The organism is Streptomyces griseoviridis (assembly GCF_005222485.1).
Lineage (GTDB): Bacteria > Actinomycetota > Actinomycetes > Streptomycetales > Streptomycetaceae > Streptomyces > Streptomyces hintoniae.
Map to the genome: position 1 here is coordinate 2,637,478 of NZ_CP029078.1, position 21,635 is coordinate 2,659,112.

At 72.5% G+C, this 21,635-nt stretch carries 21 protein-coding genes and 1 pseudogene; 16 read left to right on the top strand and 6 right to left on the bottom strand.

The window, feature by feature from the left end:
- Positions 1-74 precede the first annotated feature (74 nt).
- Positions 75-542, bottom strand: a complete 468-nt coding sequence (locus DDJ31_RS10780; RefSeq protein ID WP_127180491.1) for an RDD family protein — start codon at positions 540-542, stop codon at positions 75-77.
- A gap of 197 nt (positions 543-739) precedes the next feature.
- Between DDJ31_RS10780 and glnA the strand changes: the two genes are divergently transcribed.
- The 4 genes from glnA to pspAB all read left to right on the top strand — a co-directional run bounded on the left by glnA (position 740) and on the right by pspAB (position 4,212).
- Positions 740-2,149 (top strand): type I glutamate--ammonia ligase, encoded by a 1,410-nt coding sequence (gene glnA / locus DDJ31_RS10785; protein ID WP_127180490.1) that lies wholly within the window; start codon positions 740-742, stop codon positions 2,147-2,149.
- 121 nt (positions 2,150-2,270) lie between these two features.
- Entirely contained in the window at positions 2,271-2,528 is a 258-nt protein-coding gene (locus tag DDJ31_RS10790; RefSeq protein ID WP_127180489.1) for a hypothetical protein, read from the top strand.
- A 182-nt stretch (positions 2,529-2,710) separates the two neighbouring features.
- A complete protein-coding gene (gene htpX, locus DDJ31_RS10795) occupies positions 2,711-3,625 on the top strand; it encodes a zinc metalloprotease HtpX (RefSeq protein WP_127182861.1) in 915 nt (304 codons plus the stop codon).
- Between the two features lie 2 nt (positions 3,626-3,627).
- On the top strand, positions 3,628-4,212 hold the full coding sequence (gene pspAB / locus DDJ31_RS10800; RefSeq protein WP_127180488.1) for a PspA-associated protein PspAB: 585 nt from the start codon (positions 3,628-3,630) through the stop codon (positions 4,210-4,212).
- 440 nt (positions 4,213-4,652) lie between these two features.
- Here the strand turns inward: pspAB and DDJ31_RS10805 are convergent, their stop codons facing one another.
- Together DDJ31_RS10805 and DDJ31_RS10810 are read right to left on the bottom strand one after the other, a co-directional pair.
- Positions 4,653-5,993 carry a DUF2252 domain-containing protein gene (locus DDJ31_RS10805; protein WP_127180487.1) on the bottom strand — a complete coding sequence of 447 codons (1,341 nt, stop codon included), beginning with the start codon at positions 5,991-5,993 and terminating at the stop codon, positions 4,653-4,655.
- Positions 5,994-6,264: 271 nt separating this feature from the next.
- Complete coding sequence (locus tag DDJ31_RS10810; protein ID WP_127180486.1) at positions 6,265-6,579, bottom strand: hypothetical protein; 315 nt, start codon at positions 6,577-6,579, stop codon at positions 6,265-6,267.
- A gap of 308 nt (positions 6,580-6,887) precedes the next feature.
- Between DDJ31_RS10810 and DDJ31_RS10815 the strand changes: the two genes are divergently transcribed.
- The 7 genes and pseudogenes from DDJ31_RS10815 to DDJ31_RS10845 all read left to right on the top strand — a co-directional run bounded on the left by DDJ31_RS10815 (position 6,888) and on the right by DDJ31_RS10845 (position 13,417).
- A complete protein-coding gene (locus DDJ31_RS10815; protein ID WP_127180485.1) occupies positions 6,888-7,220 on the top strand; it encodes a hypothetical protein in 333 nt (110 codons plus the stop codon).
- Positions 7,221-7,376: 156 nt separating this feature from the next.
- A complete protein-coding gene (locus DDJ31_RS10820; RefSeq protein WP_127180484.1) occupies positions 7,377-8,066 on the top strand; it encodes a hypothetical protein in 690 nt (229 codons plus the stop codon).
- 307 nt (positions 8,067-8,373) lie between these two features.
- On the top strand, positions 8,374-9,402 hold the full coding sequence (gene glnII / locus DDJ31_RS10825; protein WP_127180483.1) for a glutamine synthetase: 1,029 nt from the start codon (positions 8,374-8,376) through the stop codon (positions 9,400-9,402).
- 400 nt (positions 9,403-9,802) lie between these two features.
- Entirely contained in the window at positions 9,803-10,396 is a 594-nt protein-coding gene (locus tag DDJ31_RS10830) for a winged helix-turn-helix domain-containing protein (RefSeq protein WP_127180482.1), read from the top strand.
- A gap of 102 nt (positions 10,397-10,498) precedes the next feature.
- Positions 10,499-11,545 carry an NAD-dependent epimerase/dehydratase family protein gene (locus DDJ31_RS10835; RefSeq protein ID WP_127180481.1) on the top strand — a complete coding sequence of 349 codons (1,047 nt, stop codon included), beginning with the start codon at positions 10,499-10,501 and terminating at the stop codon, positions 11,543-11,545.
- A pseudogene (locus DDJ31_RS10840) lies at positions 11,503-11,664 on the top strand (DNA-binding response regulator); the annotation flags it as partial. The gene DDJ31_RS10835 and the pseudogene DDJ31_RS10840, both read left to right, overlap by 43 nt.
- Positions 11,665-11,842: 178 nt before the next feature.
- Positions 11,843-13,417 carry a DUF1996 domain-containing protein gene (locus tag DDJ31_RS10845; protein ID WP_127180480.1) on the top strand — a complete coding sequence of 525 codons (1,575 nt, stop codon included), beginning with the start codon at positions 11,843-11,845 and terminating at the stop codon, positions 13,415-13,417.
- 131 nt (positions 13,418-13,548) lie between these two features.
- Here the strand turns inward: DDJ31_RS10845 and DDJ31_RS10850 are convergent, their stop codons facing one another.
- A complete protein-coding gene (locus DDJ31_RS10850) occupies positions 13,549-13,962 on the bottom strand; it encodes a hypothetical protein (RefSeq protein WP_127180479.1) in 414 nt (137 codons plus the stop codon).
- 103 nt (positions 13,963-14,065) lie between these two features.
- Here DDJ31_RS10850 and DDJ31_RS10855 point away from each other — a divergent pair, with 103 nt between their 5' ends.
- The 5 genes from DDJ31_RS10855 to DDJ31_RS10875 all read left to right on the top strand — a co-directional run bounded on the left by DDJ31_RS10855 (position 14,066) and on the right by DDJ31_RS10875 (position 19,545).
- Positions 14,066-14,602, top strand: coding sequence for a tetratricopeptide repeat protein (locus DDJ31_RS10855; RefSeq protein ID WP_127180478.1), 537 nt, complete (start codon positions 14,066-14,068; stop codon positions 14,600-14,602).
- A gap of 62 nt (positions 14,603-14,664) precedes the next feature.
- Positions 14,665-16,584 carry a hypothetical protein gene (locus tag DDJ31_RS10860; RefSeq protein ID WP_127180477.1) on the top strand — a complete coding sequence of 640 codons (1,920 nt, stop codon included), beginning with the start codon at positions 14,665-14,667 and terminating at the stop codon, positions 16,582-16,584.
- 230 nt (positions 16,585-16,814) lie between these two features.
- The gene (locus tag DDJ31_RS10865) at positions 16,815-17,738 is read left to right on the top strand and encodes a metal-dependent hydrolase (protein WP_127180476.1); all 924 of its coding nucleotides are present in this window, start codon (positions 16,815-16,817) and stop codon (positions 17,736-17,738) included.
- Positions 17,738-18,799 (top strand): PDR/VanB family oxidoreductase, encoded by a 1,062-nt coding sequence (locus tag DDJ31_RS10870; RefSeq protein ID WP_127180475.1) that lies wholly within the window; start codon positions 17,738-17,740, stop codon positions 18,797-18,799. The genes DDJ31_RS10865 and DDJ31_RS10870 overlap by 1 nt, the downstream gene beginning before the upstream one ends.
- Positions 18,800-18,855: 56 nt before the next feature.
- Positions 18,856-19,545, top strand: coding sequence for a TetR/AcrR family transcriptional regulator (locus DDJ31_RS10875; RefSeq protein ID WP_127180474.1), 690 nt, complete (start codon positions 18,856-18,858; stop codon positions 19,543-19,545).
- Between the two features lie 15 nt (positions 19,546-19,560).
- On the opposite strand, the gene DDJ31_RS10880 is transcribed toward DDJ31_RS10875, so the two are convergent.
- Both DDJ31_RS10880 and DDJ31_RS10885 read right to left on the bottom strand, forming a co-directional pair.
- A complete protein-coding gene (locus tag DDJ31_RS10880; RefSeq protein ID WP_127180473.1) occupies positions 19,561-19,917 on the bottom strand; it encodes a 5-carboxymethyl-2-hydroxymuconate Delta-isomerase in 357 nt (118 codons plus the stop codon).
- A 65-nt stretch (positions 19,918-19,982) separates the two neighbouring features.
- Positions 19,983-21,605: a fused response regulator/phosphatase gene (locus DDJ31_RS10885; RefSeq protein WP_127180472.1), complete on the bottom strand. Its 1,623-nt coding sequence runs from the start codon at positions 21,603-21,605 to the stop codon at positions 19,983-19,985.
- Positions 21,606-21,635 lie beyond the last annotated feature (30 nt).

Sequence of the window (21,635 nt, forward strand, 5' to 3'; positions counted from 1 at the left end):
CAACCCGATGAGCAACAGGCCGCTGCCGGGGCGACCCCTGCCGAAGGGCGTGAAGGTCCCGGAGGCCGCCAGGATCAGATCCGGACCTCGACCGTCCTTGCCAGGCGGTCGTGGAGGCCGCGGCCGTCGCGGTCCCAGATCAGGGCCGGGACGGCGAGGCAGAGCAGGGCGGTGCGCAGCAGCGCGCGGGCCGGGTGGACGCGGCCGGTGTCCTGGCCGACGACGCGCAGGCCGAGCAGGCGCTTGCCGGGGGTGAAGCCGAGGGTGCCGACGGTGAGGGCGCCCATGACGAAGAAGACGAGCAGCGCCCAGTTGCCGGTGGCCTGCTGGTAGCCGTCCGTGATGAGGCCGTATGCGATCAAGAGGCAGAGGCCCCAGTCGACGGCGAGCGCGCCCATCCGGCGCCCCGGGCGGGCGACCGAGCCGGGTCCCTCCTCGGGCAGACCGAGCTGTTCGCCCCGGTACCCGAAGTCGACACCGGCGCTCTCGGCGGCGGCGCGGGGGCCCGACAGCCACGACCCAACTGCTTCCCTCTTGTCCACCCGACCACCGTACTGCCCGCGTTTCGGGGTAGGGACAGGAGGGGTGACCGGGACATGGTCCGGTTAACTTGTGCGAAACAAATGGGTCACGCCCGAGAAATCACGCGTCCTTAGGGTCGGGCACAGCGTGTGCCACCGCACTGGCCGCACGAACGAACTACCACCCCGGCGGGACGGTCGGGAGTAGGAGGAGCTGGATGTTCCAGAACGCCGACGAGGCCAAGAAGTTCATCGCGGACGAGGACGTCAAGTTCGTCGACGTCCGATTCTGCGACCTGCCGGGTGTGATGCAGCACTTCACCATCCCGGCCGAGGCCTTCGACCCGGCCGAGGAGCTCGCGTTCGACGGCTCCTCGATCCGCGGCTTCCAGGCCATCCACGAGTCCGACATGGCGCTCCGCGCCGACCTGTCCACCGCGCGCGTCGACCCGTTCCGCCGCGACAAGACGGTCAACATCAACTTCTTCATCCACGACCCGATCACGGGCGAGCAGTACTCCCGCGACCCGCGCAACGTGGCGAAGAAGGCCGAGGCCTACCTCGCCTCCACCGGCATCGCCGACACCGCGTACTTCGGCCCGGAGGCGGAGTTCTACGTCTTCGACTCGGTGCGCTTCGCGACCAGTGCGAACGAGTCCTTCTACCACATCGACTCCGAGGCGGGTGCCTGGAACACCGGCGCCGTCGAGAACAACCGCGGCTACAAGGTCCGCTACAAGGGCGGCTACTTCCCGACCCCGCCGGTCGACCACTTCGCCGACCTGCGCGCGGAGATCTCCCTCGAACTGGCCAAGTCCGGCCTTGAGGTCGAGCGCCAGCACCACGAGGTGGGCACGGCGGGCCAGGCGGAGATCAACTACAAGTTCAACACGCTGCTCGCCGCGGCCGACGACCTCCAGCTCTTCAAGTACATCGTGAAGAACGTCGCGTGGCGCAACGGCAAGACCGCGACCTTCATGCCGAAGCCGATCTTCGGTGACAACGGCTCGGGCATGCACGTCCACCAGTCGCTGTGGGCCGGCGGCTCGCCCCTCTTCTACGACGAGGCCGGTTACGCGGGCCTGTCGGACACCGCCCGCTACTACATCGGCGGCATCCTCAAGCACGCCCCGTCGCTGCTCGCCTTCACCAACCCGACGGTGAACTCCTACCACCGCCTGGTCCCGGGCTTCGAGGCGCCGGTCAACCTGGTGTACTCGCAGCGCAACCGGTCCGCCGCGATGCGTATCCCGATCACCGGTTCCAACCCGAAGGCCAAGCGCGTCGAGTTCCGCGCGCCCGACTCCTCCGGCAACCCGTACCTGGCCTTCTCGGCGCTGCTGATGGCCGGCCTCGACGGCGTCAAGAACAAGATCGAGCCGGCCGAGCCGATCGACAAGGACCTCTACGAGCTGGCCCCCGAGGAGCACGCGGGCGTCGCCCAGGTCCCGACCTCCCTCCCGGCCGTCCTTGACCGCCTGGAGGCCGACCACGAGTTCCTGCTCGCGGGCGACGTCTTCACGTCGGACCTGATCGAGACGTGGGTGGACTACAAGCGCACCAACGAGATCGCCCCGCTCCAGCTCCGTCCGCACCCGCACGAGTTCGAGCTCTACTTCGACGTGTGATCGAGCCACGCCCGCACACCGGCGTCCGGACGCCCCCGTTCCCCTTTCCCGGGGGCGGGGGCGTCCCCGTAGGGTCTTCTGTGCGTATGTTCGATACGGGATGACACGGGGAGTCACGGGGATGGGTGGACAGGACGACGCCGAGCGGGAGTTCGATCTTCGGTGGGCCGAGGGTGCCGTGCACAAGGAGCCCTCGGCGCGGGCCCGGATGCTGGCCGCCCGCTGGAAGGAGAACCCGCCCGCGCCGCAGCCCTTCAGGGCCGACCCCGATCCGGTCGGCGGGCGCCGGTCGTCGTGGGTGTCGACGGTGATCGTTCTCGGTGCGGTCGCCGCCGTCATCGTGCTGCTGGGCTGGGCCGGGTTCCGGGCGCCCTTCTAGGCCGCGCGACCGCTCGGGCGGCGGCGACCCGACGACCCGGGCCCGGGGTCGCGTCACCGCGCTGAGCTGCGGCGATCCACAGGTACCTTTTGCAGCTCCTAGGGCTGATCGCAACCACTTCATGGGCCTGGCCGGGTGCACACTGGACGGTGGGACGAGTGCCTGACTGCGGGGTGATCCAGATGCAGAGCCGCTTCCGGAGCGATCGGCGCCTGACGGCGCGGATGGGGGTCACCCTGTTCCTGCTCGGGCTGCTGTACGTGGCGTTCATGGCCGCGCTGATCGTGTTGCTGAAGTCGTGGATCCTGGTCGTCGTGATCGCGGCGGTCCTGCTGGGCTGCCAGTACTGGTTCTCCGACCGGATCGCGCTGTTCGCGATGCACGGGCGGGTCGTGGAGCGGGAGGAGTATCCCGAGCTGCACGGGGTGATCGACCGGCTGTGCGCCGTCGCGGACATGCCGAAGCCGGTCGTCGCGGTGTCCCAGATGGAGATGCCGAACGCGTTCGCCACCGGGCGCAACCCCAACAACGCGGTGATCTGCGTGACCACCGGGCTGCTGCGCCGGCTGGACAGGTCCGAGCTGGAGGGCGTGCTCGCCCATGAGCTGTCGCACGTGGCGCACAAGGACGTCGCCGTGATCACCGTCGCGTCGTTCCTCGGGGTGATCGCGGGGCTGATGGTGCGGTTCGCGTTCTACTCGTCGATGTTCCGCGGCCGCAAGGACCAGAACACGCTGGCCGTCTTCGCCGCCGTCCTCGGGATCTCCGCCGCCGTCTACGCGCTCAGCTTCCTGCTGATCAGGGCGCTGTCCCGGTACCGGGAGCTGGCCGCCGACCGGTCCGCCGCCCTGCTCACCGGGCGGCCCTCGGCGCTGGCGTCGGCGCTCACCAAGGTCACCGGCGACATCGCCCGCATCCCCAGCAAGGATCTGCGGACCGCCCAGGCCTTCAACGCCTTCTACTTCACTCCCGCGCTGGGCAGCGAGCCCGGCCTCGCGCGGCTGTTCTCGACCCATCCGCCCCTGGAGCAGCGGCTCGACCAGCTGGGGCGGATCTCCGCCGAGCTGGGTGAGGCGGCGACCCCCGGAAAGGCGTGAGCATGGGGTTTCTGGACATTCTGCTGGGCCGGACGAAACCGGCCCTGCCGGATCTCGACCAGCTCTTCGCGCTGCCGTCGGCGGCCGTGACCCTTGAGGCCGCGGCCGGTTTCACGCCGACCGGCAGCGGCGCGGTCTGCTTCGCGACGGTCGAGGGCTCGGCCTTCGAGCAGACCCACCGCGAGGTCCAGGCCCTGCTCGACGCGGACGCGGAGCGCGACGGGCCGCCGGTGGAGCTGCGCCAGGACGAGTACGGGTACTCGTGGCTGGTCTCCCGCCGCTCCCCCGAGCAGCTCCCGATGCTGGTCAACGATCTGCACGCGGTGAACAGCTCCATGGAGGTCAACGGCTTCGGACCGCAGCTGCTGTGTTCGCTCGCCGGGTTCCGTGATCCGGCGGGCCGGTCGATCGCGCTGGTCTACCTGTACAAGCGCGGCACGTTCTATCCGTTCGCGCCGCTGCCCGGGGGCGGGCAGCGCCGTGACAACGCGCTGGAGCTGCGGGTGAAGGCCGCGCTCGGTGAGGATCTGCGGATGGAGCAGGATCTCAGCCGCTGGTTCCCGGTGTGGGGTGCGCCCGGCCTCTGAGCCGACCGGCGCGTGAGCGGTCACTCGGCCCAGCGGCGACCGGGCGTCCGCGCGGCCGGTTCGGAGGGCGACCGGCGCCCGCGCGTCCGCTCAGCGCGACCAACGCCTGAGCGTTCGGCTCAGCGGCCACCGGCATCCGCGCGGTCGGCTCAGCGGCGACCGGCGTCTCCGCGGTCGGCTCAGCGGCGACTGGCATCTGCGCGGTCGGCTCAGCGGCGACCGGCGTCTCCGCGGTCGGCTCAGCGGCGACTGGCATCTGCGCGGTCGGTTCAGCGGCGGCCAGCATCCGTGCGGTCGGCTCAGCGGCGACCGGCATCTGCGCGGTCGGCTCAGCGGCGACCGGCGACCGCCCGTCCGCGCGTCCGATCCGGTCGGGTCCGTGCCTCCGCCTCCGCCGCCTCCCCCGGCCCGACCGGGGAGGGGGCGGCCCGGTCTGGCGCTCAGCTGTCCGGTGCCGACGGGAGCACACCCGCCGCGACGGCCGCGCCGAGCGCCGCGTGGTCGGCCGTCGTCTGGTCGGCGTACCGGAGCGCGAAGTCGGCGACGGCCTGGTCGAAGGTGTCGGCGCCGCCCAGGTAGGCGGCGATCGCGATGCGGTCGCCCGAGCGGGCGTGCGCCCGCGCCAGGGCGGTGCCGCAGAGCCGCCCGTACCCCAGCAGGTCGGCCGGGCTCATCCCGGCGACCTCGGCGGAGCCCTTCATGTCGCGGAGCTGGCGCCAGTAGAAGGCGCGGCCCTGCGGTCCCGTCATCCAGCCGAGGAAGATGTCGCCCGCCGCCTGGAGCAGCCGTTGGCCCGCCACCACCCTGCGGCCCGGGTGGACGTAGGGGCCGGTCGGCAGGTGCTCCTCGAGGACGGAGCTGCCGGCCTCCTTGATCTGGAGGAACAGCGGGTCGTCACCGTCCCGTCCGGCCAGCAGCACGATGAAGCAGCGGGTGCCGACGCTCCCGACACCGACCACCTTGCGGGCCGCGTCGACGAACCGGTAGCGGTCCAGGAGCAGTCGGCGTTCCTCGGCGAGGGTGGACCGGTAGTCGCTGAAGATCTTGCGCAGCGCGGCCATGTCGGAGACGCCGGCCGGTTCGAGCAGCGGCGGGTCGCGGACGATGCGACGGCGGCCGTCGACGGTCTCGGTGAGTTTGCCGAGCGCCTGGATGCTGGTGCGGCGGCGGGCCCGGGTGAGGTTGGCGGCGACCTCGCGGCGGCGGCGCGCGGAGCGGGTCAGCGGCAGCAGGCTGTCGGCGTCGACGCGCTCGTACCAGACGGCGAGTTCGCCCAGCTCCGCCAGGCGCCGGATCGCGGTGCGGTAGGCGGCTACGGTCCCGACGACCGTCCGGCGGACCTTGGCGTCCGGGTGCCCGTTCTCCCGGCCCGCGACGGCCACGGAGGCGGCGAGCCGCTGGACGTCCCACTCGAAGGGGCCGGGGAACGTCTCGTCGAAGTCGTTGAGGTCGAAGAGAAGGGTGCGTTCCGGTGAGGCGTGGACGCCGAAGTTCAGCAGGTGGGCGTCCCCGCAGAGCTGGACGGTGAGTCCGGTGTGCGGGCGGGACGCCAGGTCGGCCGCCATCACGGCGGCGGAGCCGCGCAGGAACGCGAACGGCGACGCGGACATCCGCCCGTACCTGATCGGCAGCAGCTCGCTGAGCCGGTCCCGGCCCTGGCGTTCGAGGACGGCGACCGGGTCGCGGCGGTCGACGGACGCGACCCAGCCGGCGTGTCCCGAGCGGGGGACGCGCTTGCGGGCGGCCCTGCCGCGCTCGGCGCGTCCGGCGGGCGTGTTCACGCCCGCCACCGCCGCCCGTCGTGGCCGCACCACCGTCGTCGCCGTCGCCGTCCCATCGGGCCTCCCGCCGCGCGCCTCCTGCATCGCAGTCAAGGCGGCGCCGGGGGCTCGTGCACGCCGGGTACGGCGTCCGGGTGAACCGACGGTCGTGCGGAGGCGGGACGGGGGCGGAGGTGGTAGCGGCCGGCTGACGGCCGACGGCCGACCGTCAGCCGTCGGCCGCCAGCCGTCAACCTTCCGCCGCCGGCCGCCGGCTTTCCGCTGTCCGCTGTCAGCGGGTGTAGCGCATCAAGGCCCGCACCATGTGGCACGTGGTGTCCGACGGCGGGCGTACCCCGATCAGTTCGGCGGCGCCGCGGATCGTCTCGTCGCGGGCCTGGGCGGGCAGGTAGACGCCCAGGTCGAGCAGGGCGATGGCGAGCCGCATCGCCTTGAGGCGGCGGTTGTGGGTGAGATACCACTCGCGCGGGCGCCCGGCGGGCAGCGGCCGCTTGAGGACCGGCGCGCAGGGCAGTTCGAGGGGGAGCGGGTGCTGGACGGTGGACTGGGTGGGCGACGGCTTCGGGGTCAGCGCGGCTGCGGGCACGGGCATCCTCCTGTTGCGGCCAGGGCGTCGCACCGGGGGCCACGGCGACCGTTCCGGTCTCCGCGACACCCCGGCGACTGTCTCGAACACTCCCCTTATTCTACTGCCCGCCACTGACAATCGGAGGGTCCGCAGGAGTGGTAAATGGCCCGGTGAGAGCGGAAGTTGGGCCGATGTCACAGCCGTAAGACCCGCCACAGGAGACGCGGCGAAAAATCGAACGGACGCGCTGCCCCCGCACGCCGTCGAAGCTCTGGAAGCGCTCAAATCACTTCACCCCTCCACGCGGGGACGGCACCATGATCTGGATGAACATCACGGGACTGAGCGGGAAGTCGGACGCCGTACTGGTGATCCGGGACACGGAGCCGATCGTCGCGGCGCTGCGCGGGGCGCTGGCCGAGGCGTCGCCCGAGGAGCGTCCGGGGCTCGAACGCGCCGTCGCCCTCGTCGAGGCGGCGGCCGATGCCAGCGAGGAGCGGCTGCGCGCCGACTGGGTCAGGACCCGGCTGGCCGACGTCGGCTACGACGGGGAGATCGACTCGGTCCGCGCGGTGCGCGCGCTGCGCCAGGCGGAGCCGCGGCTGAGCCTGCTGGCCGCCGTGCAGTTGCAGAAGGCCGCCGTGGCCCACCCCGAGTGACCCGCCGGGTCGGGACGGGAGCCCAGGCCGGCCGCGGGCGACAGGCAACTCCCTTGTGACGTAAGCCACTTCGGCTGCCGGCGCGGTGGCTGAGCAACTCCGTTCGGTATCTCGTACCTAGCGACGTACGCTCCCCTATCTCTTCAGGAGGCGCGCATGTCGCGCAGGAGAACGCTCGGCACGAGGAAGAAGGTCGCCCTGCTCGTCGGCGCGGTCGCGGTGGCGGGAGGCGGCGCCTTCGTCATGGCGAGCACCTCGAACGCCGCGCAGAGCCCGCGGACGCTGTCCGCCGCGGACTCCACCGTGTGCCTGGGCCTCGCCACCGCGCTGGGCAACAACCAGACGTTCATCGACGGGCAGCGGGCCGCGCCCGACGCGCAGTCCGAGGCCAGGATCGCGAACCGGGAAGCGGTGATCGCGCAGATCAAGGTCCAGCAGCAGGCGTCCGGTTGCGCCGTTGGGGAGTCGGCTCAGGACTCCCAGCCCGCGCAGCAGGAGCAGCCCGCGCAGCAGGACCCGACGCCCCAGGAAGGTCAGCAGACCGGGCAGCCCCCGGCGCAGAGCGAGCCCGCTGCGCCCGCGGCGCCCGCCGGTTCCGCGCAGCAGGTGTGCGCGGGTTCCACCGTCACCCTGTCGGGTGAGGCCGGTGCGCCCGCCGCGTCCAGCAACCAGTTCCCGGCCGGTACGACGTTGCGGGTCACCAACCTGGACAACGACAAGTCCACGACGGTGAAGGTCACTTCGGTCTCCGGGAGCTGCGCGCTGCTGAACGACGCGGCCTTCGAGCAGGTTCGGGAGCCGGGCAAGTTCCTGATCCGCAGGGCCCTGATCGAGAAGGTGGGGTGAGGTTCCGGAACGGAGCTGACCGGTGAGCCATGGATCCCGCCGTTCCCGGCCAGGAACGGCGGGATCCGTGCGTCGGGGGCGGGCGCGGCGGCGGCGTAACCCGCTCGCATACGAGTCGTTCGGGTCGTACGGGTCCTGGACGGCGTGAACCGGCCCACACCACCACCAGGTAACACGGGGTTCACGCTCGGGCAATGGCCGGGAAATCGCCTGTTGACAGGCTGCCCGGCATCGAACGCGGTGCCCAGGTGCCGCAGCGCGCACCGCCCGCCCGTGCGCCAAGACCCACCCCGAAGGATGTGGCCCCGTGAGTTTCAAGGCTGAGTACATCTGGATCGACGGCACCGAGCCGACGGCCAAGCTCCGTTCCAAGACGAAGATTCTTGACGACTCAGCCAAGGGCGCCGACCTGCCGATCTGGGGCTTCGACGGGTCCTCGACCAACCAGGCCGAGGGGCACGCCTCGGACTGCGTGCTCAAGCCGGTCTTCTCCTGCCCCGACCCGATCCGCGGCGGTGACGACCTCCTGGTGCTGTGCGAGGTCCAGAACATCGACTTCACGCCGCACGCCTCCAACACCCGTGCCGCGCTGGCCGAGGTGGCGGAGAAGTTCGCCGCGCAGGAGCCGATCTTCGGCATCGAGCAGGAGTACACGTTCTTCAAGGACGGCTACCCGCTCGGCTTCCCCAAGGGCGGCTTCCCCGCGCCCCAGGGCGGCTACTACTGCGGGGTCGGCGCCGACGAGATCTTCGGCCGTGACGTCGTCGAGGCGCACCTGGAGAACTGCCTGAAGGCGGGACTCGCGATCTCCGGCATCAACGCCGAGGTCATGCCGGGCCAGTGGGAGTTCCAGGTCGGCCCGGTCTCGCCGCTCGAGGTCTCCGACCACCTGTGGGTGGCGCGCTGGCTGCTCTACCGCACCGCCGAGGACTTCGGTGTCTCCGCGACGCTCGACCCGAAGCCGGTGAAGGGCGACTGGAACGGCGCGGGCGCGCACACCAACTTCTCCACCAAGGCCATGCGCGAGGGCTACGACGCGATCATCACGGCGTGCGAGTCGCTCGGCGAGGGCTCGAAGCCGCTCGATCACGTCAAGAACTACGGCGCGGGCATCGACGACCGGCTGACCGGCCTGCACGAGACCGCCCCGTGGAACGAGTACTCGTACGGCGTCTCCAACCGCGGCGCCTCGGTGCGCATCCCGTGGCAGGTCGAGAAGGACGGCAAGGGCTACATCGAGGACCGCCGTCCGAACGCCAACGTCGACCCGTACCTCGTGACCCGGCTCATCGTCGACACCTGCTGCTCGGCGCTGGAGAAGGCCGGCCAGGTCTGATCCGCACCCCGGTCCGACGCGAAGGGGCGCCCGCCAGGACGGCGGGCGCCCCTTCGCGTCGTCGCGGTGGTCCCGCTCCCGGCCGGTTCGCGTCAAGAACGCGTCCAACCCGTGAGAGGAGGGTCCTGTCCGGGGCCGGTGTCTGCTTCAATGGGCCCATGGCCAGCTTCCAGAAATACGGTGCGACGGGTCGCCATGACCTGGAGCCGTTCTGGCCTTCCCGTCAGCACCACGATTTCGACCGGGTGTGTTGCCGCGCGACGAACGCGCCGGCCCTCTAAAGCCGTACCCCGGTCTTCGGCCGGCGCGACACGACGTACGTCCCTCGACGGACCCCGACCACGAACTCAGGGCCGTCGATCCTCCCGACGAACTCCTCGCGCGAAAGAGCTGACGTCTCATGGCGACCACTCGTTCTCTCACCTCCGCCGCCCACACCCCCGCCGCCTCCCCCGCGACCGCCGCCCGGCACCGGCTGCGCGCCGTCGACCGGGACGAGGTCGTCGACGTGACGGACTTCCTGCCGCCCGGCGCCACCTGGCTGCCCGCGCCGCAGCACACCCTGCCGACGCTGCCCGGGCAGCCGCCGATGATCGGCTACCTGGTGCTGGTCCCGGCCGACCAGCGGCCGCCGTTCCTGCCGGTGGCGGTGCCCGCGCCGGCCGACGGGACCGAGCCGGCCGCCGGCCAGGACGACGGCGACCCGCTGGTCCGCATCGACGCGGTGCGGCGCACCGTCTCCGTGGACGGCCGCCCCCTCGACCTCACCTACCTGGAGTTCGAGCTGCTCGCCCACCTGGTGAACAACCCGCACCGGGTGCACAGCCGGGACCAGTTGGTCACCACGGTGTGGGGCTACGGGCATGTCGGCGACGGCCGCACGGTCGACGTCCATATCGCCAGGCTGCGCCGCAAGTTGGGCGCCGAGCACCGCCGCACCATCCAGACGGTCCGCAGGGTGGGCTACAAGTACACGCCTCCGACGGGTCGTTGAGGTTCCGCACACCGAGGACCTCCCCAGCGGTCCGTCCGACGGGGGTCTGCCGACGGCAGATCCCCGTTCCCTCGGCCGCCGTCCGGCGGGCAGAGTCCTCCCATGAGACTTCTGGTGCTGGGCGGGACGGAGTTCGTCGGGCGGGCCCTGGTGGCGGGCGCGCTGGAGCGCGGCTGGGAGGTGACCGTCCTCAACCGGGGACGGCGTCCCGTGCCGGACGGGGTACGGGCCGTGCGGGGCGACCGCACCGCGCCGGGCGGGCTCGACGCGCTCGCGGCGGGCGGCGGGTGGGACGCCGTCGTCGACACCTGGAAGGGCGCGCCCCGGACGGTGCGGGACGCCGCGCGGCTGCTGCGGGAGCGCGCCGGGCGGTACGCGTACGTGTCGAGCTGCTCGGTGTACACCTGGTCGCCGCCCGCCGGGTACCGGGAGGATGCGCCCGTCGTGGAGGGCGCGGCGGCGGACGCGGACGCCACCGACTACGCCCGTGACAAGCGGGGCGGCGAGCTGGCCGTGCTGGACGCCTTCGGCGCGGACCGTTCGCTGCTGGTGCGGGCCGGGCTGATCCTCGGCCCGCACGAGAACGTCGGCCGGCTCCCCTGGTGGCTGACCCGGATCGCGCGCGGCGGACCCGTACTGGCCCCGGGACCCCGCGCGTTGCCGCTCCAGTACGTCGACGCGCGCGACCTCGCCGGGTGGACGCTCGGCGCGCTGGAGCGCGGCACGAGCGGGCCGCACAACCTGATGAGCGAGCGGGGGCACACGACCATGGGCGGGCTGCTCGACGCCTGCGCGGCGGTGACCGGCTCCGCCGCGGACCTCGTCTGGACGCCCCCGGAGGCCGTGCTCGGCGCCGGGATCGCGCCGTGGACCGAGCTGCCGGTGTGGGTGCCGCCGAGCAGCGCGGAGCATGACGCGCTGCACTCGGCGGACGTGTCGCGCGCGGTCGCGGCCGGGCTGGTCTGCCGTCCGGTCGCGGAGACCGTCGCCGACACCTGGCAGTGGCTGCGTTCGCTCGACGGCGCGGCCCGGCCGTGGGGCGCGGGCATCGGGCTCGACCCGCGGAAGGAGGCGGCGGCGCTCGCCGGTCGGACGGGCCGCACGGGCGGGGGCGGTCCTCCACGGCGATCGCGGCCCGACTCGTCGTGACGGAACGGGCGATCGCGAAACACACCGCCCGCATCCTCGCCAAACCGGGCCTCCGGGTGTCGGACGACGACAATCGCCGCGTCCTCGCGGTGCCCGCACGCCTCGACGGCGGGCGCTGATTCTCGTGAACTTCCGCTGCTCATGCGGGTGTTGTGACACCTGGGGCCGCCAAACCTCTGATGTTTTTGGGCGTCGGCTGAACACCACCGAGGCGGCCTCCGTATGAAAGGGCGCCGCTTCACTCCTGTCGGGCGCCTCGATGCCCCGCCAAGCCCGCAAGGAAGTCAGAGGAGTTCCATGGGACGCAACACACGAAAGCGCCGTACGCCGCTGGCCACCAAGGCCATAGCCGCATCGGCGGCCCTAGCGCTCGGTGGGGGCGGGCTGATCTGGGCGAACTTCTACGCCTCGGCGCACGAGTCGAACGCGGGACAGAACCAGACCAAGGCCGCCACCGCGACGGTGGCCACGATCTCCTGCCCGGACGTCGGACAGAAGCTGACCAGCGTGCCGAGTGGCGCCACCAACGGTGTGGCCAAGGAACTGGCGAACCTCGACAAGCAGATCACCGAGGCCTACGCCCGTCTCGCCTCCACGCGCCAGGCGCAGACCAACGACGCGAGCTTCGTCCAGAACGCGATCGTCGGGCCCCTCAAGGAGAAGCGGGCCGCGACGATCGACCGGATCAGGATCGACATCCAGCGGGTCGGCGGCACGTTCGACAGCCGGCTGTCCCAGCTCTCCGCCTGCACCACCCAGACCGCGAACCAGACCAACGCCGGTGGTGGCAACAACGGCCAGGGCAACAACGGGCAGAACGGCAACGGCCAGAACGGCAACGGCCAGAACGGCCAGAACGGGAACGGCCAGAACGGCAACGGGCAGAACGGTGGCGGCCAGGCCACCGCGGCGCCGAGCGACCCCGCGGCCGGCGGCAACATCGGCGGCCAGGCGGGCAACGGCCCGGTCGCGGCCGACTTCGTGGACATCACCAAGGTCCAGCGCAACGTGGCGGCCAAGCCGCGCGCCAAGCGGGGCGGTTCGACGGGTACGTTCACCACCCGCTGCGGTGTGAACACCAACAAGAACCACAACACCGACAACGTCATCGTCGCGCCCGGCGTGACCAACGGCGCGCACCACCTGCACGACTACACCGGCAACCAGAAGGTCAACGCCTTCTCCACCAACGACACGTTCCTCCAGGGCGGCACCAGCTGCGCCAACAAGAGCGACCTGTCGTCGTACTACTGGCCGGTCGTCCGCGTCCAGGACGGCACGCAGGACTTCGACCAGAATGCGGACGGCGGTGGCAAGGAAGGCAACGTCGGCAAGATCCTCACGCCGATCAAGTCGGAGCTGACCTACGTCGGCAGCCCGACCAGCAAGGTCGTCGCGATGCCGCAGTTCCTGCGCATCATCACCGGTGACGCCAAGACCACGACCAACGGTCTGGCGAACGCCAACGCGCACTGGTCCTGCACCGGTTTCGAGAACAAGGTCCAGCTGACGGAGCAGTACCCGATCTGCCCGCAGGGCAGCAACGTGGTGCGCCTCTTCTCCTTCCAGAGCTGCTGGGACGGCCAGAACACCGACAGCGCCAACCACCGCTCGCACGTGGCGTTCGCGGACGCGGCGGGCAACTGCGGCAACGGCTTCAAGGCGATCCCGCAGCTGACCGCGCGCCTGGTCTACAAGATCACTCCGCCGGTCGTGCAGAACGGCGTGGTGAAGAACGCGTACGCGGTCGACGGTTTCCCCGAGCAGCTGCACAAGGCGGCCACCGACCACGACGACTTCATCAGCGTCACGACCAACGGCCTGGCGAACAAGATCGCCAACTGCATCAACCGGGGTCAGCGGTGCCAGTGAACTGACACCCGGGTGATCCCGGCGGTCAGGTGAGACGGAAGCGGGCGGTGGGAGTGATCCCACCGCCCGCTTCGGCGTCGCCGGTGCCGTCCACGCGCCCGATCCGCCCCTCGGGGGCCGGGCGCGCGGGGTCAGCTGGTGTGCTCGGAGTGGTCGGTGCCGATCTCCACGGCCCCGCCGAGCGTGCCGCGCAGCGCCGTGACGACGCCGTCGTCGCCGACCGCGACCCACTTGCGGCCCACCAGGTAGTAACCGCCGTAGTCCTTCGCCTCGTTGATCCACTCGCGCTGGCCGCGGTCGGTGGCGAAGGTGGCGAGGACGAACTTGCCGTCGCCGTTCTTGCAGATGGCCTGGCGGATCTCGTCGGCGTCGGTCTGGATGTCCGGCGCGCACTTCACCGCCGCGGCGAGGCTCTCCAGGCTGCCGCTCGCGGTCGAGGGCGCCTCGGCGGCGCGGTCACCGCCGCCGTCGCCGGATCCGCAGCCCGCCAGCGTCAGGACGGCCGCGGCGGCGGCCACGGCGAGTGTCGGTCGGGTCAGCCTCATCTGTTCCTCCGGTCCCGTGCGGCCCCGGCGAGGGGCCCGTCCCCTTCGATACGGCTGCGGAGCCCGCCCCGCTCACCGTACGGGTGCGCGAATCCAGGCGCGGGTGTGTGAGGGTGGCCCGGTGGACCGAGACTGGGAAGACCGTGTGACCGCCGCCTGGGCCGCCTTCGACGCCGATCCCGGGCAGGACGGGGCGCGCTTCAGGGCCGGGATCGAGGCGCTCGCCGCCGAACTCCCCGCCGGCAGCCCGCTCGCCCTGTTCGAGCGGGGCTGCGCCTGGGACTCGACGGGGCACTCGGACCGCGCGGTCCCGCTGTACCAGGAGGCCCTGGCCCGCGGGCTCGACGAGGTGAGCCGGTACAAGGGCCGCCGGACGAGGATCCAGCTCGCCAGCTCGCTGCGGAACACCGGCCGCGCCGAGGCGGGCGTCGCCCTGTTGACGCCCGAACTGGACGCGCCGTCGGACGAGTTGGACGACGCGGTACGGGCCTGCCTCGCGCTGTGCCTGTCCAGCCTCGGGCGGGACCGCGAGGGCCTCTCGCTGGTGTTGGGCGCGCTCGCCCCGCATCTGCCGCGGTACCGGCGGTCGATGGCCGCCTACGCGCGCGGACTCGTCGAGCCCGAGGGCGGGGCAGGATAACGGCGGGGCACGCTTCCCTCAAGTGCCGGTGACCATCGGTGGATTCGCTCGTTCTGCTGAACGTGCAGTCACAGGATGTCGCCCCGCGCCCCGCCTCCGCCTCCGCCGAACCCGCCGTCGACGTCGAGCAGGCCGAGGCCGCGCTCGTCGAGCACTACCCGCGGCTCGTCCGCCTCGCCTACCTGGTGCTTCCGCCCAGCCTCGGCCGCAACCGGCGCGTGGTGACCGCGCACGCCCTCACCCAGCGCGCGCTGCCCAGGGGGCGCAGCACGGCGCCCCTGATCCCGGCCCAGTCCACCGGCAGGGACGGCGACCTCGGGTACACGTTCGTCCGGCTGCGGGTGGTGCGGACGGCGCTGGAGGCGGGCCTGCCGCTGAGCCTCCGGACGCTGTCCAAGCGGGCCAGGCTGCCCGCGCTGCTGCCGCAGGTGCGCGGCCTGCGGCTGCTCCCGCTCTCCGGCGGCGCCGACGAACTCGCCCTCGACCAGCGGCTGTCGACCCTGTCGGGGGCGGGCCGTGCCGCCTATGTGCTGCGCGGTCTCGAACGGCTCCCCGACACCGAGGTGTGCCGCGTCCTCTCGGCGGCCGGGGTCTCCGACACCGCCGCCGCGCTGCGCGAGGCCGACACCGTCCCGGCGCGGTACGCGCTGCTCGCCTCACCGGAGTTCGACCCCTGTTCGCTCCAGGCCAGGCCCACCGATCTGATGCGGCGCCGTCAGCACACCAGGGCGGCGGTCGGCGCGGCGGCGGCCCTCGCGGTGTGCGGGGCGCTGGTCCTGCTGCCCGGCGGCGGCTGGGGCCCGGACGGCGCCGCCGCGCCGTCCTACGCGCAGAACCCGTCCGCGCGGGCCGCCCTCGATCCGGCGCGGCTGACCCGGGTGGCGCCCACGGCGTGGGAGAAGTCGGCGCGCGCCGACTTCTCGGTGTGGCCGGCCAGGGGTGAGCTGGCCAAGGACACGGCGCTGCTGCGCCGGGCCCTCGCGGTGTGGGCGCGGCCCGGCGCCGACGTGCGGGTCTCGGCGACCCCTGGCACCGCGTCGGGCGGTCCCGCGGGGCCGCCGCAGCTGCTGTACGCGGGCGCGGTCGACAGCGCGCGGGTGGTGCTCCTGTACGACGGGCTGCGGATCGTCCGCTACGCCGAGCCGGCGGAGGGCACCCGGGGCGCGGCGCTGGACCTCGCGCGGGTCGACGGCGCCGACCGCGCCGCTTCCGGCGCGCTGGTGCTCGGCCGCGCCGACGGCAACGTCCGCTATCTGACGGCTCCTTGGGTGAAGGAGGCGGCCGAGCGCGACCTGATGAAACCGTCGGCGGCGGCGACCGCCGTCCCGCTCGCCGGCGGCATCACCGCGCCGGTGGCGGCCTCGGCCACGGGGACCGGCGCCTGCACCTCGTGGAACGTCCTCCAGCTCACCGACGCCTCCGGCACCCGGGTGCTGACCGACCTCGGTGAGCTGCTCCCGGCCCGGCTGACCACCGGGCGTCCCGGCGCCGTCACGGACGCGTCCGGCGCCGGGGCGCTGCGCACCTGGTCGCCGTACGCGTGCTCGCTGACGGCGATGCGCTCCGCGGGGGTGCGCAGCGTCAACGCGTGGGCGTTCGCCCGGCAGCCGCTGCCGGACGGGAGCGGCTCGGCGCAGTGGGTGTGCACCCGGTCGGAGACCTGGCGGGGCGACGGCACCCGGGTGCTGGCGCAGTTCCTGCAGCCGGGCGGGGAGTACGGGGCGGTCACGGCGAAGGCCGAGGACGTGCCCGCGTGCGGTGAGCGCGATCCGCGGGCGCTGGCCGGGGTGTTGTGGAAGTCGGCGGGCGGCCACTGGTATCTGCTGGCGGCCGGCGATCCCGACGTCACGTCGGTCACGGCGAGCGGCGGCATCACGGCGACCGCGCGAGGCAACCTGCTGATCACGAAGGCCGAACAGGGCGCACGAGCCAAGCTGCGGGGCACGTCGGCGGACGGCGGCTCGGTCGACGGGCTGGGGTGAGGCGGGGACGCACCGCGCACAGCCCGGGGCGGGCTGAGGTGAGGCGGGGGCGGGTTTCTCGGCGGCGGGCTGAATGAGGCGGGACGAGGGCGAGCGACCCCGCGGCAGGCGTGCGGAGTCCCGACGCCCTTCCCTCCCCGCCGGTGGCCACAAGGCCCTTGCTGACATGAACGTAAACAAGACCGTGCAAAGGGGTTCACCTCGGGGCTACTCGTCAGTACATTGACGCCATGTCTCACAAGCAGGCCCGGGTGCCCCAGGCGGACGACGCGGAGCGGGTCGCGCTCACCGCGCGCAAGGTCTCCTTCTCCTGGGAGGACACCCCGCTCCACTGGGTACCGGGCGACCCCTTCACCACGCACACCATCAACGTGCTGCACCTGCTGCTGCCCGCGGGTGAACGGTGGTTCGTGCACGTCTACCGGCAGGTCCTGCCGTACATCACGGACGAGCGGCTGCGCGAGGACGTCATCGGGTTCATCGGGCAGGAGGCGACGCACTCGCAGGCCCATGACGAGGTGCTGCCGCATCTGCGGGAGCAGGGGCTCGACCCGACGCCGTACACCGCGCAGGTGGACTGGCTGTTCGAGAAGCTGCTCGGGGACCGCACGCTGCCGCCCGGCCGGGCCCGCCACTGGTGGCTGATGGAGCGGGTGGCGATCATCGCGGCGATCGAGCACTACACCGCGTTCCTCGGCGACTGGATACTGAACGCCGAGGAGTTGGACCGGCGCGGCGCCGATCCGACCATGCTGGACCTGCTGCGCTGGCACGGCGCCGAGGAGGTCGAGCACCGCTCGGTCGCCTTCGAACTGTTCCTGCACGTCGACGGCGACTACCGGCGCCGGGTGCGCACCTGGGCGACGGCGTTCGGCGCGCTGATGTTCCTGTGGCAGCGCGGGATTCGCTTCTTCATGGCGAACGACCCGACGCAGGTCGCGGGCAAGGCGTCCGTCAAGGACTTCTATCTGCGCGGCCGCAGCGGCACGCTGCCCGCGACCGGGGAGATCGTGAAGTCGATCCCGCGCTATCTGGCCCGCTCCTACCACCCCTCCCAGGAGGGATCCACCGCGCAGGCGCTCGCCTATCTGGCCGTCTCCCCCGCCGCCCGCGCGGCCGAGGCGGCGCTCGACGGCGGCAGGGGGGCCGCGTGATGCCAAGGCTGCGGACGGTCCTGGCCGTCGCGGGCGCCACCGGCGTCGCGGGCGCCGTCGTACGGCGGGCGCTGCGGCGCCGCGTCCAGGGCTCGCCGCTGTGGCCGCTGCCCGCGCTGGAGGAGCCGGTCTCGGGCCGGCCGCGCTCGCGGGCGCTGCGGCTGTCGGTCACTACGCGCGAGACGGTCGCCGACGGCGTCGTCCTGCTGCGGCTCGAAGGGCGGGAGCTGCCGCGCTGGGAGCCCGGCGCGCATCTGGACGTCGTGCTGCCGTCCGGGCAGGTGCGGCAGTACTCGCTCTGCGGTGACCCGGCGGACACCGGCGCGTACACGGTCGCCGTCCGGCTGGTCACCGACGGCCGGGGCGGCTCCCGCGAGCTGCACGAACAGGTGCTTGAGGGCGCCGAGTTGGAGGTGCGGGGGCCACGGAACCGGTTCCCGCTGGTGGCGGCGGACGGCTATGTGTTCGTGGCCGGCGGCATCGGCGTCACCCCGATCCTGCCGATGCTGCGGTCGCTGCCGGACGGCACCCCGTGGCGGCTGCTGTACGGCGGGCGCAGCCGGGCGTCGATGCCGTTCCTCGACGAGGTCGAGCGGCTCGGCGCGAGCGGGGCCGGGCAGGTCACGGTGGTCGCCGAGGACGAGGCCGGACTGCCCGACCTGGACGGCCTGTTGGCGGACCTTCCGGAGGGGACGGCCGTCTACTGCTGCGGGCCCGAGGGGCTGATGGCGGCGGTCGGTGAGCGGGCGCCCGGGGTCCGCCTCGAACGGTTCGGACCTGCCTCGGGCACCGGCGGCGACGGCGCCTTCGAGGTCGAACTACGGCGCAGCGGGCGGACGTTGACGGTCGCGGCCGGTCAGAGTGTGCTCGCCGCGGTGCGCGCGGAGCTGCCCGACACCGTCTACTCGTGCGCGCAGGGGTTCTGCGGAACCTGCCAGCAACGCGTCCTGGAGGGCGAGGTGGACCACCGCGACGAGCTGCTCACGGACGGGGAGCGCGACGACTCGATGTTGATTTGCGTCTCTCGGGCGCGGGGTGATCGAATCGTGCTGGACATGTGAACACCCTTGGCCGGACCGGTTCATGGGCGTCCGGATCCGATCAGTAAGGTGTTCGTATGGGTACCGGGGTGCGCCGCAGGATGGGAGTCGAGGAACGGCGCCAGCAGTTGATCGGCGTCGCTCTCGACCTGTTCAGCCGGCGCTCCCCCGACGACGTCTCCATCGACGAGATAGCGTCCGCCGCGGGCATCTCACGGCCGCTGGTCTACCACTACTTCCCCGGCAAACTCAGCCTGTACGAGGCCGCGTTGCAGCGCGCCTCGGACGATCTGGCGTCCCGGTTCGTGGAGCCGCCCGACGGTCCCCTCGGCGCCCGGCTGCTGCGCGTGATGCGCCGCTACTTCGACTTCGTGGACGAGCACGGGCCGGGTTTCGCGGCGCTGATGCGCGGCGGCCCGGCCGTCGGCTCCTCGGCGACGAACGCGCTCATCGACTCCGTCCGGCAGGCCGCCTATGTGCAGATCCTGTCGCATCTGGGGGTCGAGAAGGCGCCCGCGCGGCTCGAACTGGTCGTCCGCTCCTGGATCTCGCTCGCCGAGTCGACCGCGCTGATCTGGCTGGACGGCCGGCGCATCCCCCGTGCCGAGCTGGAGGTGCAGCTCGTGCAGGACTTCGCCGCGCTGGCCGCGGTGAGCGCCGCCCAGGACGAGGAGATGGCGGCGCTGCTGCGCGGCGCGCTCCACCAGGAGCCGGCCGGCGGGCCGTTCACCGACCTGGTCACCAAGCTGCTCGCGCTGGCGACCTGAACGGCCCGCGGGCAGCTAGAACTTGCGGTACGAGGCGTCGAGGTCGCGGATCTCGGCGGAGGCGTGCAGCACCGGACCGTCGTCCTCGATGTGCTCGCGCAGCAGCGCGAGGACGGCCTCGGTCAGCCGGGCCTTGGTCTCCTCGGACCGCCCGGCGAGCAGCCCGATGGTGACGTGCACGACGGCGTGCTCCTCGGCCTCCGGGTCCTCGTAGCCGTAGGCGGTGAACCCGGAGGCCCTGAACTGGGTCTTGCACGCCTCCGGCTTGGCCGCGGCGATCTCGACCGTGGCGCCGTGCAGCGCCCGCGCGAAGCCGGCCCGGTCGAAGGCGTGGTCGATCGCGTGCGAGTAGTCGACGGTGATCTGCGGCATGGGGCGCTCCTGTTCTCGGTGTCGCCTCACCCTAGTTGCCCGGCCGCCGCGTGCCGCAGCAGATGTCAGCCGCGCAGCCGCAGGGCCAGCATCGCGATGTCGTCCTCCCGGTCGTGGCCGAAGGAGGCGAGCAGGGTGTCGCAGAGGGCGTCGAGGCCGGGCAGCGCGCCGAGCGAGGCGGAGCGGAGCTGCTCCATGGAGACCTCCAGGTCGATGCCCCGGGTCTCGATCAGCCCGTCGGTGACCATGAGGAGCCGGTCCCCCGGTTCGAGGAACAGCTCGGTGGGCGCGGGGTGCGGCAGGCCGGGGCCGAGCAGCGGGCCGTGCGCCTTGACGTAGTCGCCGGTGCCGGTGCCGCGCAGCAGCAGCGGCGGGATGTGGCCGGCGTTGGCGATCCGGGTGCGGCCGGTGGCGGGGTCGGTGAGGGCCAGGCAGACGGTGGCCGTCAGTTCGGGGTGGTAGCGCTGGAGCATCCGGTCGAGGCGCTCGGCGAGGACGCCAGGGTCGCTGTCGTCGACGCAGTAGGCGCGCAGGGCGTGCCGTATCTCGACCATCACGGTGGCCGCGTCGAGGGAGTGTCCGACGACGTCGCCGACGGCGGTGAGCATGCCGTCGTCGGTGGCGAGGGCCGCGTAGAAGTCGCCGCCGATCTCGGTCTCCCGGGAGGCGGGGACGTAGCGGACGGCGATGTCGAGCCCCGGCAGTTCGGGCAGCCGGTGCGGCTGGGGCAGGAAGCTGTGCTGGAGGGTGAGCGCCACATGCCGTTCGACCTGGTACATCAGCAGCGGCTCGGCGGCCAGCGCGGTGGCCTCGGCGAGCTGGGCGAGCAGTGCCTCGCTCTCCTGTCCTGCCCGCCGCATGCCGCGCGCGGGCACGGCGAGGCAGATCGGGGCGCGGCCGTCCTGGGTGAGGGCGAGGGCGAGCCGCGCGTCGTGCTGCACGCCCGGTCTGAAGAACCCGGTGGGCCACAGCGGTGCCGGGACGGTGGTCAGCTGGACCCCGGACTGGCCGCGGGAGAGGCGGCGCAGCAGCGCGGAGACGGCGAGGTGGGCGCCGTCGTCGGGGAGCGCGACCAGGGTGCGGTCCCGGGACAGACCGCGGTACAGCTCGTCGTCGGGGTCGAGGACGAAGACGGCGGCGGGGGTGCCGGTGAGGCGGGCGGCGCCGTCGGCCGCGGCGTCGGCGAGTTCCTGGAGGGAGCGGGCGGACTGGATGGTGACGATCGTCTCCGACAGCAGGGTCAGCCGTCTGACCAGGGCGCGGTTGTCGGCGCGCAGCCGCGCCCCGCGGACGGCGGCCCGGACGACGGCCTCGATCTCCTCGGGTTCGGCGGGCACCGTCAGATAGGACTCGTCGCCGGTGTCGAGTCCCCGGCAGCGGTCGGCGGGTGCCACCGCCGCCGCCGAGAAGTGCACGACGGGCAGCCCGATCAGGTGCGGGCGTTCCTTGAAGCGGCGGCACAGCTCGAAGCCGCTCATGTCGGGCAGGCCGATGTCGACGAGGGCCACGTCGGGCAGGGTGCCCTTGCGCAGCCGTATGTCCAGTTCGGCGAGGGCCTCGGTGCCGCTGCCGGCCTCGATCACGCGGTGTCCTGCCCTGCGCAGCACGGTGGCCATGGCGTACCGGCCGGCGGGCACGTCGTCGACGACCAGCACCGTGGTGTCGGTCAGATTACCGTTGAGGTCCATCTACCAGCCTCGGAGCAACAGCGGTGGGAC

Coding starts and splice junctions, on each gene's coding strand:
- glnA (WP_127180490.1), top strand. CDS start 740: ATGTTCCAGAACGCCGACGAGGCCAAGAAGTTCATCGCGGACGAGGAC.
- DDJ31_RS10790 (WP_127180489.1), top strand. CDS start 2,271: ATGGGTGGACAGGACGACGCCGAGCGGGAGTTCGATCTTCGGTGGGCC.
- htpX (WP_127182861.1), top strand. CDS start 2,711: ATGCAGAGCCGCTTCCGGAGCGATCGGCGCCTGACGGCGCGGATGGGG.
- pspAB (WP_127180488.1), top strand. CDS start 3,628: ATGGGGTTTCTGGACATTCTGCTGGGCCGGACGAAACCGGCCCTGCCG.
- DDJ31_RS10815 (WP_127180485.1), top strand. CDS start 6,888: ATGAACATCACGGGACTGAGCGGGAAGTCGGACGCCGTACTGGTGATC.
- DDJ31_RS10820 (WP_127180484.1), top strand. CDS start 7,377: ATGTCGCGCAGGAGAACGCTCGGCACGAGGAAGAAGGTCGCCCTGCTC.
- DDJ31_RS10830 (WP_127180482.1), top strand. CDS start 9,803: ATGGCGACCACTCGTTCTCTCACCTCCGCCGCCCACACCCCCGCCGCC.
- DDJ31_RS10835 (WP_127180481.1), top strand. CDS start 10,499: ATGAGACTTCTGGTGCTGGGCGGGACGGAGTTCGTCGGGCGGGCCCTG.
- DDJ31_RS10845 (WP_127180480.1), top strand. CDS start 11,843: ATGGGACGCAACACACGAAAGCGCCGTACGCCGCTGGCCACCAAGGCC.
- DDJ31_RS10850 (WP_127180479.1), bottom strand. CDS start 13,962: ATGAGGCTGACCCGACCGACACTCGCCGTGGCCGCCGCCGCGGCCGTC.
- DDJ31_RS10865 (WP_127180476.1), top strand. CDS start 16,815: ATGTCTCACAAGCAGGCCCGGGTGCCCCAGGCGGACGACGCGGAGCGG.
- DDJ31_RS10870 (WP_127180475.1), top strand. CDS start 17,738: ATGCCAAGGCTGCGGACGGTCCTGGCCGTCGCGGGCGCCACCGGCGTC.
- DDJ31_RS10875 (WP_127180474.1), top strand. CDS start 18,856: ATGGGTACCGGGGTGCGCCGCAGGATGGGAGTCGAGGAACGGCGCCAG.
- DDJ31_RS10880 (WP_127180473.1), bottom strand. CDS start 19,917: ATGCCGCAGATCACCGTCGACTACTCGCACGCGATCGACCACGCCTTC.
- DDJ31_RS10885 (WP_127180472.1), bottom strand. CDS start 21,605: ATGGACCTCAACGGTAATCTGACCGACACCACGGTGCTGGTCGTCGAC.